Source organism: Enterococcus sp. AZ062, assembly GCF_051715065.1.
Classification (GTDB): Bacteria; Bacillota; Bacilli; order Lactobacillales; family Enterococcaceae; genus Enterococcus_B; species Enterococcus_B mundtii.
Genome location: NZ_JBIOTB010000001.1, coordinates 2,949,110 through 2,962,500, shown reverse-complemented (window position 1 = coordinate 2,962,500; position 13,391 = coordinate 2,949,110). Strand labels below are relative to the sequence as shown.

The following is a 13,391-nucleotide window of genomic DNA, read 5'->3' as shown; positions in this document are numbered from 1 at the left end:
AGCGCCGATTGTAGTGAGGGGTTGCCCCTTGTGAGAGTAGGACGCCGCCACGCAAATGAAAACAGTTGAACGAAAGTTCAGCTGTTTTTTTTTGTCTGGATGCGAACAAATTTTCGGTTTTTTGCTGAAAAAAAGCAATGGAAATGTTATGATAAACCATGTATAAACCAAAAAAGCCAACAGATATCGATCTGTTTTAGTAAAGCGATACAGACAAACTTGTATTTTATTATCTTATATATAGGGAGGTAGTAGCTTAATGGTCAAATTTATTCATGCGGCAGATTTGCATATAGATCGTTCATTTGAAGGATTAGTGGAAATTGATGGAAAAGTTCAAAAGAAATTATTACGGGCTAATTTGACCGTACTTGAAAATCTTGTGGAACAAGCAATCAAACATCAGGTTGATTTTGTTTTACTGGTAGGGGATAGCTTCCACCAGAATCGTCCTTCGCTAAAGATCCAAAAGCATTTTTCGGAACAAATCAAGCGCTTAGGAGAACACAATATCTCAGTTTTTTTAACATTTGGTAATCATGATTTTTATCAAAAAGAGAGATATTGGTTTGAATTCCCCGAGAATCTTTCTTTGTTTACTTCGGAAACTGTAGAGACACTGCAAATGACGACGGATGTTGGTGAAACGATCGCACTCAGTGGTTTTAGTTACACAAAACAATGGATCACTGAGGAAAAGGTACCTGAATTTCCCCAACGTTTTGCTGTCGACTATCATATTGGACTCTATCATGGTGAAATTGGGTCAACTCATGGGAATTATGCACCATTTCAAGCAAAGCAAATGGAAGCAAAAGGCTATGACTACTGGGCGTTAGGCCATATCCATGTGCCAACTAAATTAAATGAAAAAGGAACAATTCTTTATCCTGGTGCACCACAAGGACATACAAAAAAAGAAGAGTCAGCGACTTCAATAGTTCTAGTTGAACTTCAAGGAGCGTCTTGTCGAACAACACCTATAAAAGTAGCAGAGGTTTATTGGAAACGCCAGCAAATTTCTCTCAGAGAAGTGAAACAAACGACGGATGTATTGAAGAAAATCCAACAAGAATTAGTGGAACCCAATAAGATGACACTCGTTGAATTTGAGATCATTGATTATGAACACTTAGATCAGGAAGTGTTGGATCGTATTCATTCTGGAGAATTATTAGATTATTTGAAGGAAGAAACAAACAGGAAATTTTCGAATTTAGTTATTTGGCGTATATCTACTTTAGAAAGAGATAACAAGGTGAAAATTTCTTTGTCTGCTTCAACATTGATGTTTGAACAACTATTCGAAAATTACCAAACAAAAGAAGATTTTCAGCATATATTACAAGAAGCCTACACAAATCAAGAGGCAATCAAAGTGTTGGATCTGCTACCGGATTTTCAAGAATCTACGATACAAAAGGCCCAAGAAATCATTCGGCAAGACTTTTTGTTTGAGGGGGGTACTGAATGAATATTTTAAAAATCGAAATAGCAGCTTTTGGAAAGTGGCGTCAACAAACCTTTGATTTTACCTCTGGCAATCAGTTAATTTACGGTGAAAATGAAGCGGGAAAGTCAACGATCTATCAATTCATCCAAGCCATCCTTTTTGGTTTTCCTTCTAAAGGAAAGAAAAAGAAAGACTACACACCGCGAGACGGTTCTGCATATGGTGGGAAATTATGGCTGAATCATCCCATACATGGAGAAATTTATGTGGAAAGATATAAACAACAGAATCGAGGCAAGTCGAAGGTCACATTCAATGGTCAAAGTGGAAGTGACGAACTCTTAGAAAAACTACTTTCACCTTTGACGAAAGAGTTATTCCAGCAGGTTTTTACATTTCAACAAGAACAACTGAGTGAACTTGCTCATTTAACAGAAAAAGAATTGCATGATGCGTTGATCTCATTAGGGATCACTGGAAGTTCTCATGTCTTTCAAAAAAGACAAGAATATTATCAATCAGCTGATAAGTTATTTAAAAGAAAAGGTCAAAAATTAGTGATTAATCAGCGACTAAATGAATGGAAACAACTACAAGAAAAGATTCATCAAAAGCAAGAGCAAGAGGCAATCTATAGTGAATGGATCATGGAGGAACAACGACTAGCGGAACAACAACAGCTCTTAGTGCATGATATCGAACAAATCAATCAAAAACTTACGTTGTATCATCAACAAGAATTGAATTTCTCTTTATATGAAGAGTGGCAATCACTGAAAAAAAATATGCTAGCTGAAGTACCGGATGAATCATTAATACAAGATTTAGAAGTATTTACCAAACGTTATCAACAAATGAACGAACGCCTGGAAGAACTTGAGGCTTCGTTAGAGCGACATAGTGGGATGGATCAGCAGTCTGCACGTTATTATTTTTATTTAGAACAAGAACAAGAATTGAAAGCACTACAGCAAAAGCAATTTTCAACTGAACAATTAATGGATGAGTGGCAGAGACTGCAAGTAGAGACAAGGGAAACAGCGTCAGAATTGAAAATATTGGAGCAACGTTGGCGCTGGGATCGATTGCAACGGCCACAGGAATTTATTGATGATCCAGAGTGGCGTTCTTTGTATACGCTGGTGCAACAATTAAATGATGAACACAGTCAGTTAGCGATTCGTTTTGATATTGTGAAGGAACAGCAACAAACACTAGAAGCAGAGATCAATGAATTAGAACTAGCCCACCCAACGCTGATCCAAACAAGGCCGATCCAAGATGTTCCAGAAAAACAATCTTTTTTCAAATTTTACATTGGTGCGTTAGTGTTAGCTGTAATTGGTTTGTTCTTACCTATGCCTGGAAAAATATTGGGGCCATTGCTTGCTTTGGGAGTGGTTGGCTATACGTTTACTCGTAGAACATCTAAGAACACTACAGACCAAAATTTGCCAGAAATCAAAGGGAAGTGGCAAGAGAAACTAGGGCAACTGGATATTGTATTGGCACAATTAGAAGAGATTACTCAAACAATCAATGAGAATAAACGAAAGCAACAAAAAATGGAACAATCAGTGGCTGATTTTGCCTATCATCACTCATTAGGAATAATGAACACGATTGAAACGATGAAAAATGAGGGCCAAGAAGTAACAGATTATCAAAAGCTTTATGCTGTTTTTCAAAAAAAACAACAACGAGAACGAGAGATACAGGAACAACTCTTACAGCTAGAAGGGGAACTTGACCTAGCAAAAGAATGGTTACCGCTCCAGCATAAATCTCTCTCGGAAAAAATGGCTCTATTAACCACGTTCATCCAAGAAATGGAACAAATGAAATATGCTAGAAGTTATCAACAAAATACTTTGTTGAAGCAAGAAATCAACGCATTGAAAAAGAAACAAAAAATGTGGTTAGAAGAATACAAGGAACAATTTACTGAAGCAAAACTTTCTTACCCATCAGAAGTACCGATTTTTTTACAAAAGGCGGAGCAAACGAAGCAACAACAAGCACGTTTTGAAGAATTGGAGCATATTCTTTCCCCTATTTTTAAAACTGTCATTACTTATAGTCAATTGCAGACTCAGATTGCTCGTGAATCCGAACGATTGCAAGAACTAAAGAGGGAAGAAAGTAGGAAAAGTGAGCAACGTCAACGCTTACAGTTGCAAATTGAGGGATTACAACAAGATGGGACATTAGATGAATTATATCAACAGGAAAGTCTACAAAAAGCTCAACTACAAACTTTATTTGAAGAGTGGGGCGGCTTAGTGATTGCTGGGACATTTTTAGGTGATCTTTCGACAGAATTAAGTGAACGGCAATTACCACAGTTACTCAAATTAGCTGGAGACTATCTAAGTATCCTAACTGATCGACAGTACCAAGAAATACAATTGAAAAACGATACATTGACATTAACAAATGGTACAGATGAGTTTCCAATTTATGAACTATCGACAGGGACAAAGGACCAGATGATCATGGCGATGCGTTTTGCATATCTTGCTTTGGAAGCGAAACGTTCGATCTGTCCAGTGATCATTGATGATGGCTGGCTACACTACGACCATAAGAGAAAATACCGTTTAGCTAAACTACTAGCTGAATTTAGCAAAACCTATCAAGTAATCTGCTTGTCTTCTGATCAAGAAATGGTAAGCTATTATCATGAGCTAGAACAATCTGTGAGAAAGTTAGAAGGTGCAAATAGTGAAAAAAATACGTGAATTAGTCGTTGATGAACAATTCGAACAATTCGTTTTGATCAAAAATGCAGATGTAAGAATCGCTAAGAACGGTAAGAAATTTATCGCTTTTACATTTCAAGATACATCAGGAACAATTGATGGCAAATATTGGGATGCATCAGAGGACGAGATCAAAAAATTTACACCGGGAACAGTTGTTTTTTTAAATGGTAAACGCGAGGTCTATCAAGGGAATCCTCAAGTTAAAATCTTGCATATGCGTTTAACAAAAGTTGATGAACCGAGTGATCCAAGTTTGTACATGGAAAGAGCACCATTAAGAAAAGAAGAAATGGAAGAAGAAATCAACCAATTGCTATTTGAGATTACAAATGCACATTGGAATCGAATCGTGCGTTATTTACTCAATAAATACCAAAAACAATTTTTTGAATATCCAGCAGCAAAACGAAATCATCACGCATTTGCTAGTGGATTGGCTTATCATACAGTATCGATGTTACACTTAGGTAAAGCGATTGCTGATGAATACCCTGAATTGAATCGCCCACTACTTTATGCGGGGATTATCTTACATGATTTAGGAAAAGTGATCGAGTTGTCCGGCTCAATGGCAACAGAATACACATTAGCGGGTAATTTAGTAGGGCATTTAGTTTTAATTGACGAAGAAATCACAAAAGCTTGTTTAGCGTTGAAAATCAGTGAGGAAGAAGAAGATGTGCTGATCTTACGTCATATGGTTCTATCACATCATGGATTGTTAGAATATGGTTCGCCTGTTCGACCTCGAATCATGGAAGCTGAAGTCTTACACCAGATCGACACGATCGATGCTTCGATGCAAATGATGTCTACTGCAATTCGTCAAACAGAGCCAGGGAAATATACAGATCGAATATTTGGTCTTGATAATCGTAGTTTTTATGTACCAAAACAGAAATGATGGTAATTGTTCGATAGATAATGAAAGATACGTAACAATTTATTGATATCATCTCATTAGTTTTAAAGAGGTCGAGACAGAAGTATTTAGCCTCGATAAATAAGACGACATCCACGAAAGTTGTTTTTCACCTTTTGTGGATGTCGCTTTATTTCCGAAGAGAGGATTTTTGTTCCCGCCGTTTATTCGCTTTTAGGTGGTTCTAAAGGACTTTTTCCCCAAACATTTTTTTATGAACCCAAAGAATTTTTTACTTTCCGTTAGCAGAGATGGATAATGAGAACTGATCGTATTCAAAAAAGTGGTTTAGGAAGACTTCTCTCTTCCTAAACCACTTTTTAAATATTTTCTCTAGCGTGTATTTTTAATGTCTAGAAGCGTATAGTGCTTATTCGTTTGTTGATTCAGTCGTACTTTGCTCTGTTTCAGATGCTTCAGTAGAATCAGTTGATTTTGTTTCAGAACTCTTTGTTGCTGAGCTTTCTGTTGCTGAGTCTTCAGTTGAAGATGTACTTGTCGTAGCTGAAGTAAATGGTGTCAAGATGTTTTGGAATGCGTCATCTTTGATTTTTACATTCGCTTCTTTTAGTTCTTCACCGATTACTTTTGTTGTAAATTCGCTGTCATTTACTTTTGCTTGAGTCGCAATTTCTTCTAATTGATCTTTGAATTTATCCATGTCGTTTCCTTTATCTTGGTTTTTCACCATTTTAACGACATAGTATTCTGTTGCGTAAGTAGAAGGATTTGTTGCAGTGATCACATCTGAGATCTCACCGTCTTTAAGTTTGAAGGCAGCTTCTTTTACTTCAGATGGAACAGTTTGTGTTTCTGAGTCAAACTTGATATTACCACCATCGTCTTTAGTTGTATCTGTTGATTTTTCTTTCGCTAGTTCTTCGAAATCTTTGCCGTCATCAGCTGATTTCTTAACTTCTTTTGCTTCGTCTTCACTAGCAACTTTGATGATTTGTGCTTCTACTTCTGGATGGAATGTTTCCCACGTTTTCTTCAAGTCTTCATCTGTCAATTTCACATGAGATTCGATCCCAGCTTTAAAGACAAGATTATTACGAAGGAATTCTTTATAGCTTTCTTCTGTAAATCCTGCAGATTCTAATTGTGTCTCGAAGCTGTCACCATAAGTTTCTTTTGTTTTATTATATTCAGCATCTACTTCTTTATCTGAAACTTTGTCATTGTATTTGCTATTGAATACATCATAGATCACCATTTGTTGAAGTAATTGTTGGTTAGCGGATTCAGATTTTGCTTTTTCATAAAAATCAGCGACGGTGATTGTGCCGCCTTTCATGGTTACGATATCCTTGTTTGTATCCCCGCCACCAGAACAAGCTGCTAGTGTTAGAATAGCTAACGCACTTGTCGCAGCTAAAATTATTTTTTTCTTTTTCATTTAAGTTTTGCACTCCTGTAATTTATTATTGGTTTTCACAAATATTACTATACCATATCTATTAGCGAATAAAAACGTTCTGACTGATAGTTTCAAACAAAATTCAAATTTTTGTCACATTCCATACATCTAGGTACATGAAAAAGACATATAGTTATCAAAAGTGCTTGATTTTTGATCATTATTGCACGTCTGTCAAGCTTTCAGGTAAATGTGCCGAAAGTTTTTCTACTTGTTCTTGGATTTGTGTAACTCGTGGTTCTGCTTGGAATTTGAAATTTTCAAGGTCTTTTTCGATTGATTCTTGAAAAGGTGGAATAACAGTTTCAGCTGTTTTTTTTGTTTCAGATAACGCGTGTTTAAAATGATTTAAACTGTTATTTAATTCGTTGGTTAATTCAGTTGCTTCATCTAATTCTGCAATCAATTTCTCTCTGGTCTCATTTCCACTACGTGGTGCAAATAATAATCCTGCTGCTGCACCGGTAACAGCACCGAATACTAATCCTTTTAGAAAATTTTTAACCATGAATCGTCACCTGCTCTTTGATTTTTTCTTGGATAGCAGTCATTTCTTCGGTTGTATAATCTGCTTGATGGTTTCCAAAGTGAATGGAGAAGTCATCTTGTTTACTATAACGCGGAATTAAATGGATATGGGAATGAAAAACGGTTTGATAGGCTAGTTCTCGATTATTATTGATAATATTTAAACCTTCCATTTCCGGGAATGCTTTTTCGATGGAACGAGCAATTTTTGGGATACGGGCAAAGACATCACTGGCTAATTCCTCGTTGTAATCAAAGATATCAGTTACGTGTTCTTTAGGAATGATCAATGTGTGTCCTTTAGTTGATTGAGAGATATCTAAGAACGCATAGATTTTCTCGTCTTCATAGATTTTATAGCTAGGGATTTCTTGATTGATGATTTTACAAAAAATACAATTGTCCATATAAAAACACCTTTCTTTTATTCAAGTTTCGTTACCTCAACTTTAACATAAGTTCATGAGAATGCACGTAAAAAATAATTGGACGTGATTTGCTTCGTGGTATAATGAAGACAATATATTAACGGAGGAAGAAATATGAGTTTAAAAATCGAACATGTTACAGGTGGCTATGGTCATTTACCTGTTTTGAAAGATATCAGTTTTAACGTACAACCTGGAGAAATGGTTGGGTTGATTGGTTTGAATGGAGCAGGAAAAAGTACAACGATCAAGCATATTATCGGTTTGCTTGAACCAACGAAAGGAAAAATCGAAATCAATCAGTTATCTCTTAAAAAGGATGTAGAAAATTATCGTAAACAAATTGGTTATATTCCAGAAACTCCTTCATTATATGAAGAACTTACTTTAAAAGAACACATTGAGGTAACGGCGATGGCTTATAACATTCCAATGGATATCGCGATGAGACGGGCAGAAAAATTGTTACACACGTTTCGTTTGTCTAATCGTTTAGAGTGGTTTCCAGCGAATTTTTCAAAAGGGATGAAACAAAAAGTCATGATTTTGTGTGCTTTTTTGATTGAGCCATCTTTGTATATCATTGACGAACCTTTTCTAGGGCTAGATCCGTTGGCAATCAATGCTTTGTTGGAATTAATGGTCGAGATGAAAAATGAAGGATCGGGTATTTTGATGTCTACGCATATTTTAGCCACTGCTGAAAAATATTGTGACCGTTTTGTTGTTCTTCATGAAGGAGAAATCAGAGCAGATGGCACGTTAGCAGAGTTGCAAACTGCTTTTAGAATGCCGGAAGCATCCCTAGATGAAATCTACATCGCATTGACGAAGGAGCAAGGTTATGAATGATTTTTTTCAAAAAAGACTAGCAAAACATCATAAAAAAATGATGAAATATTTACGCTATGTATTCAACGACCATTTTGTACTAGTCTGTTTATTTTTGATTGGGGGTCTAGGCCTTTATTATTCTAACTGGCTAAAAACACTCGAGGCTCCTTTTTCGATTGGAGGTATCATCGTCTCATTGATTTGGATGATTTGCTTGATCGTTGGAAAAATCGCGACTTTTGCGGAGCCAGCAGATTTAGTTTTTCTTTTACCGAAAGAAAAGGAAATGAAAGGCTATTTGCAACGAGCTTTTCGTTATTCTTGTATTTTTCCTATGGTTTTTCTAGGATTAGTGTGTGGATTTGCGATGCCGTTAGTTGTGGTTTCAACGCAACAACCATTTTCGCTGTTTTTTGTTTATCTACTTATACTATGGAGTTTGAAGTCTAGTCATTTACAAGTGAAGCGAGCAGATTTTTATCGTATGGAAGAAACGCGTAAAAACTTGTTTAAGTATGGTTGGTGGGTCTCGTCATTTGGTATCTTACTCCTCTCTTTTTATGGGAATATTTGGTTGGGCTTGATTCTTTCATCTATTCAAGCTGGCATCTATTATGTGTTCTTATGGAAAAAAATGTCCGCTCATTTAGACTGGGAAAAAATGATCCAATTAGAAAAACAACGTTTGCACCAAATCTATCAGTTCATTAATTTGTTTACAGATGTGCCAGAGATCACCGCAAAAGTCAAAAGGCGCCGTTATCTTGATCCGGTGTTACAAGGAATCAAGAAAGAAACGAAAAACACGTATCTTTATTTATTTGCTCGACGCTTTGCTAGAGGATCAGACTTTATTGGCTTGTACGTACGTTTAACAGTGATTGGCTCGATCATTATCGCCGGAATCAACGATCTATACTTTACTTTAGGTATTGGATCATTATTTCTATATTTGATTGGCTTTCAATTATTACCTTTATATAGTCAGTTTCGCTATATGATCTTGGTCCAATTGTATCCTATCCCAGAGAGTCAAAAAAGTGGAGCACTCCAACGTCTTTTGACGTGGTTATTGACTTTTGTTGCTGTTTTATTTGGAGTGATCGCTGCTGTTGTTCTTGATGGGAATGAAAGATGGCTACCTATCTTGGTGTATCTTGTTGTCAACGGACTCTTAATCAAATGGTACGTGCCATCTCGGATCAAGAAGATTGCGGAGTAGCATTTGAAAAGTAAGTGGCTTGACTAGAAAAAGGAATCTTCTTGGCTCGGAATTCAGAAGTAACGTTTGAAGTGAGCTGAGAACCCTCACTTTTTTATGAGAAATAAATAGGAATTCTTGTAGGAAAGTTCGAAATCACTTTATGTTTTTTCGAACTTTCCTCTTTTTTTCCATGGACAAAAAAGAGTGTGCTAAACCTCATGAATAAGAAGAAATCACTAGGGACTTTTTTTATTTTGATAAAAGTTGGTTTTTTAGAGGGTAAAACATAGAAAAAGAACGTATATGTGCTTGACGTTCAAGACTTGGGCGACTAGAATAATAGATACTGCAAACATATAGTAGAGGACGGGAGAATGCGCGATGGAGTTTCAGTTAGACCAAGAGTGGCGGTTACGCCCCATCAAAGGTGACACAGGAAAAACATACATAGGCATGCGTGATAAAGACAAAGTTTTTATCAAGAGGAACACAACGCCAATGCTCGCTGCACTCTCTCGTGAAGGCATTACGCCGAAATTAGTGTGGACTAAGCGAACAGGAGATGGCGATACCTTGACCGCACAAGAATGGCTGGAAGGTCGCTTGTTGACGCCTAGTGAGATTGGCCAAAGAAATGATGTCATTGATGTACTGTACCATCTACATCATTCGACGTCTTTAAAAACAATGCTTTCTCGAATTGGTGGGAGGGTATTGACACCCCAGAAAATGCTGCAATATTATGAACAAGATTTGCCTGATAGCTTAAAAAACAATCAATTTTTACAACTCGTTTATCGCTATTTGTGCCAACAAATTCCTTCAGTGGACAAGGAAAAACTAGCGGTCGTGCATGGAGATGTCAATCATCGGAATTGGTTAGTCTGTAAAAATTATTTATATTTAGTTGATTGGGATTCAATCATGTTCGCTGATCCAGCGGTAGATATTGCGACTATTTTAGGGAATTACGTGCCATTGTCTAGTTGGAATAAGTGGTTGATCAGCTACGGTATCCGACCAACAGATGAAATTTTAGAAAAATTACATTGGTATGCGGTGATGAACCTATTACAAGAAATCACACGCTACTGCAAACGTGAAGATTATCGACGAATGAATGAAGAGATTTTACAACTTAAACGAATTTTTAGTGGTTAAGCTCGGCTATTCAGTTGATTTTTTTATTTTTAGGAGTAATACCAATAGCAATTTATAATAAATTCAGTGAAATACAAGGAACAATCTTTTGTAGGAATAGAGAGGAAGAAAAAGATGCGTGTTCGCAACCGACCAAATGCAGCAGAGATGTTAGCTGCTCATCCAGAAATCGTCATCAACGAGCCAACAAAATGGCGCGGAAAATGGAAAGAATTATTTGGTAATGATCAACCAATCCATATTGAGATCGGCATGGGAAAAGGACAGTTTATTACTGGGATGGCCAAAGCTCATCCAGAAATCAATTATATCGGGATTGAAATGCAAGTAAGTGTCGTGTCCATTGCTTTAGACAAAGTATTGGAGGAACCATTACCTAATTTAAGATTATTGCACGTGGACGGTTCCGCTTTGACTGAGTACTTTTCAGAGAATGAGATCGATCAGATTTATTTGAATTTTTCAGATCCATGGCCTAAAAAGAGACATGAGAAACGACGATTGACGTATCGTACATTTTTAGCTGTCGATGAAGAGATCTTAAAACCAAATGGTGAAATTCATTTCAAAACAGATAATCAAGGATTATTTGAATATTCGTTGGCTAGTTTTTCACAATACGGAATGCGGTTAAAAAAAGTCTGGCTTGATCTACATCAAAGTGACTTTGAGGACAATATCATGACAGAATATGAAGAGAAGTTTTCTTCTCGAGGACAACGGATCTATCGTGTAGAAGCGCAGTTTGTGGACAAAACCGAATAGAAAAAAGAAGAGAGTAGGAACTGTAAGTTCTTGTCTCTTCTTTTTTGTTTTTTAGTCTTTTTGGTCACAGACGGGAATCAAGGCAAATTTTGAAAAAGAGAAGAGTCCCATATCGGTGATTTTCAATTCAGGAATAACTGATAATGTTAAAAATGAAAGTGTCAAGAAAGGATCGAATGCTTCACTTGCGCCTAACTGATGCGCTTGGTCAGTCAAGTTCAGTAATTGCTGATTAACTGTTTCATAAGATTCGAGTGACATCAAACCGCCAATAGGTAATGGTAAACAAGCTAATTCAGTTTGTTGATCTACAACAATCATCCCACCGCCTTTTTTGATTAATTGTTCAGCAGCGTAGCACATATCTTCATCATTTGTTCCTACAACGACGATATTATGTGAATCGTGAGCCACAGTAGTAGCTAAGGCACCCCTTTTTAGTTGGAACCCTTTGACAATTCCTAGACCAATATTTCCTGTAGCATGATGTCGTTCGATGACAGCAATCTTTAGTTGATCATCTGCCACTGAAGGAGTGAAAGAACCATTATCGACTTGAACTTGCTCCAATAAATCGTTTGTCAACAAACTATTTGGAATGATCTCGATGACATGAGCGGTTGTTGAATCTAAAGCCAATGTCAATGAGTTTGGATCAAATGGTGCAACTGCCATTTTGGGTAACGCGTCAATCGCTGGCTGATTTTTTATTTCTGTAAGATCAGGAGCCAACTGTCCATCTGCCACAACCGTTTCTCCTTGATGGAACACGGTATTGATCGGCAACTTGTTCAAGTCATCTGTTAAGAAAAAGTCTGCCTGATAGCCTGGCGCAACTGCCCCTAAATGTTGTAAACCAAAACATTCTGCCGCATTCAATGAAGCCATCTGGATGGCTTGTAGTGGATCCATTCCCGCCAAGATTGCTTGACGAACGATATGATCAATTGAACCCTCTGCTACAAGATCATCGATCAATTTATCATCGGTCACGAATAAACAGCGACGTGAATTGTCAGGTGTGATAGCAGGTAAGAGTGCCTGTAGATCTTTTGCGACGGTTCCTTCTCGAATCATCAAATACATTCCTAGCGCTAAACGCTCCTCCGCTTCTTGGGCGGTCGTTGCTTCGTGGTCTGTACGAATGCCAGCAGTTAAATAAACGTTTAAGTCGTCCCCGTTGATTCCTGCGGCGTGGCCATCGATTTTTTTGTTCTTTTGATGCATCAGCTGTAATTTATCGATAATCGTTTGCTCATTTGAAGCGACTGCCTGATAGTTCATTACTTCAGCTAGACCAAGTACTTCAGGATACTCAAGAAAAGGAGCAAGTGCTTTTGCATCTAAGACAGCGCCACTTGTTTCAAATGGTGTGACAGGCACACAAGAAGGTAGCATGATGAATATATTCATCGGCGTCTCTTTTGCATCTGCCAGCATAAATTCAAGGCCCAAATTTCCGGCGACATTTCCGATTTCGTGAGGATCAGTTACTACTGTCGTCACACCATGTAATAGAGAGATTTTCGCAAACTCTTTAGGTGCTAACAGAGAACTTTCGATATGCACATGACCATCGATCAGACCAGGAACTAAATACTGTCCTTTTGCATCATAGATCGTCGTACCTTCGTATTCCCCAATACCTACGATTCTTTCGTCGCAGACAGCGACATCACCCTCCATGATTGTTTTCGTAAAGACGTTGACAATTTTTGCATGTTTGATAACTAAATCAGCGGGTTGTTTTTTTCCTGCAACTGCAATGTGTTTGTTTAAGTGCGAATCCACTCTGAAACCTCCCCAAATAAATTTTTACTAGTATAACATAAATTCGGATTTAACCCATGATTTTCATTAAATTTTGTAAAAATAAACGATTCATCTTAAAAAGACGTATATTTTCTTGGA

Annotated in this window: 11 protein-coding genes and 1 rRNA gene (1 of these 12 cut by a window edge); 8 read left to right on the top strand and 4 right to left on the bottom strand. The window is 37.2% G+C overall.

The window, feature by feature from the left end; genetic code table 11:
* From rrf to IGJ00_RS13780, 4 genes are all read left to right on the top strand, one after another.
* A 5S ribosomal RNA gene (gene rrf / locus IGJ00_RS13795) occupies positions 1-53 on the top strand (it extends 63 nt beyond the left edge of the window).
* Between the two features lie 206 nt (positions 54-259).
* The gene (locus IGJ00_RS13790) at positions 260-1,474 is read left to right on the top strand and encodes a metallophosphoesterase family protein (RefSeq protein WP_438844537.1); all 1,215 of its coding nucleotides are present in this window, start codon (positions 260-262) and stop codon (positions 1,472-1,474) included.
* Entirely contained in the window at positions 1,471-4,194 is a 2,724-nt protein-coding gene (locus tag IGJ00_RS13785) for an ATP-binding protein (protein ID WP_086335203.1), read from the top strand. The genes IGJ00_RS13790 and IGJ00_RS13785 overlap by 4 nt, the downstream gene beginning before the upstream one ends.
* The gene (locus IGJ00_RS13780) at positions 4,178-5,122 is read left to right on the top strand and encodes a 3'-5' exoribonuclease YhaM family protein (protein ID WP_071867704.1); all 945 of its coding nucleotides are present in this window, start codon (positions 4,178-4,180) and stop codon (positions 5,120-5,122) included. The genes IGJ00_RS13785 and IGJ00_RS13780 overlap by 17 nt, the downstream gene beginning before the upstream one ends.
* A 388-nt stretch (positions 5,123-5,510) precedes the next feature.
* On the opposite strand, the gene IGJ00_RS13775 is transcribed toward IGJ00_RS13780, so the two are convergent.
* The 3 genes from IGJ00_RS13775 to IGJ00_RS13765 form a co-directional block, all read right to left on the bottom strand.
* Complete coding sequence (locus IGJ00_RS13775; protein ID WP_108173477.1) at positions 5,511-6,539, bottom strand: peptidylprolyl isomerase; 1,029 nt, start codon at positions 6,537-6,539, stop codon at positions 5,511-5,513.
* Positions 6,540-6,720: 181 nt separating this feature from the next.
* Positions 6,721-7,068, bottom strand: coding sequence for a YtxH domain-containing protein (locus tag IGJ00_RS13770; protein WP_010734189.1), 348 nt, complete (start codon positions 7,066-7,068; stop codon positions 6,721-6,723).
* Positions 7,061-7,495 carry an HIT family protein gene (locus IGJ00_RS13765; protein WP_010734190.1) on the bottom strand — a complete coding sequence of 145 codons (435 nt, stop codon included), beginning with the start codon at positions 7,493-7,495 and terminating at the stop codon, positions 7,061-7,063. The genes IGJ00_RS13770 and IGJ00_RS13765 overlap by 8 nt, the downstream gene beginning before the upstream one ends.
* 135 nt (positions 7,496-7,630) lie before the next feature.
* On the opposite strand from IGJ00_RS13765, the gene IGJ00_RS13760 reads away from it, so the two are divergent.
* The 4 genes from IGJ00_RS13760 to trmB all read left to right on the top strand — a co-directional run bounded on the left by IGJ00_RS13760 (position 7,631) and on the right by trmB (position 11,480).
* Complete coding sequence (locus IGJ00_RS13760; protein ID WP_115358311.1) at positions 7,631-8,368, top strand: ABC transporter ATP-binding protein; 738 nt, start codon at positions 7,631-7,633, stop codon at positions 8,366-8,368.
* The gene (locus IGJ00_RS13755; protein ID WP_161643454.1) at positions 8,361-9,572 is read left to right on the top strand and encodes an ABC transporter permease; all 1,212 of its coding nucleotides are present in this window, start codon (positions 8,361-8,363) and stop codon (positions 9,570-9,572) included. The genes IGJ00_RS13760 and IGJ00_RS13755 overlap by 8 nt, the downstream gene beginning before the upstream one ends.
* Positions 9,573-9,935: 363 nt before the next feature.
* The gene (locus tag IGJ00_RS13750; RefSeq protein ID WP_071867709.1) at positions 9,936-10,715 is read left to right on the top strand and encodes a phosphotransferase family protein; all 780 of its coding nucleotides are present in this window, start codon (positions 9,936-9,938) and stop codon (positions 10,713-10,715) included.
* Positions 10,716-10,829: 114 nt separating this feature from the next.
* Positions 10,830-11,480, top strand: a complete 651-nt coding sequence (gene trmB, locus IGJ00_RS13745) for a tRNA (guanosine(46)-N7)-methyltransferase TrmB (protein WP_071867710.1) — start codon at positions 10,830-10,832, stop codon at positions 11,478-11,480.
* Positions 11,481-11,531: 51 nt separating this feature from the next.
* Here the strand turns inward: trmB and ade are convergent, their stop codons facing one another.
* On the bottom strand, positions 11,532-13,271 hold the full coding sequence (gene ade / locus IGJ00_RS13740) for an adenine deaminase (protein ID WP_438844536.1): 1,740 nt from the start codon (positions 13,269-13,271) through the stop codon (positions 11,532-11,534).
* Positions 13,272-13,391: the final 120 nt, after the last annotated feature.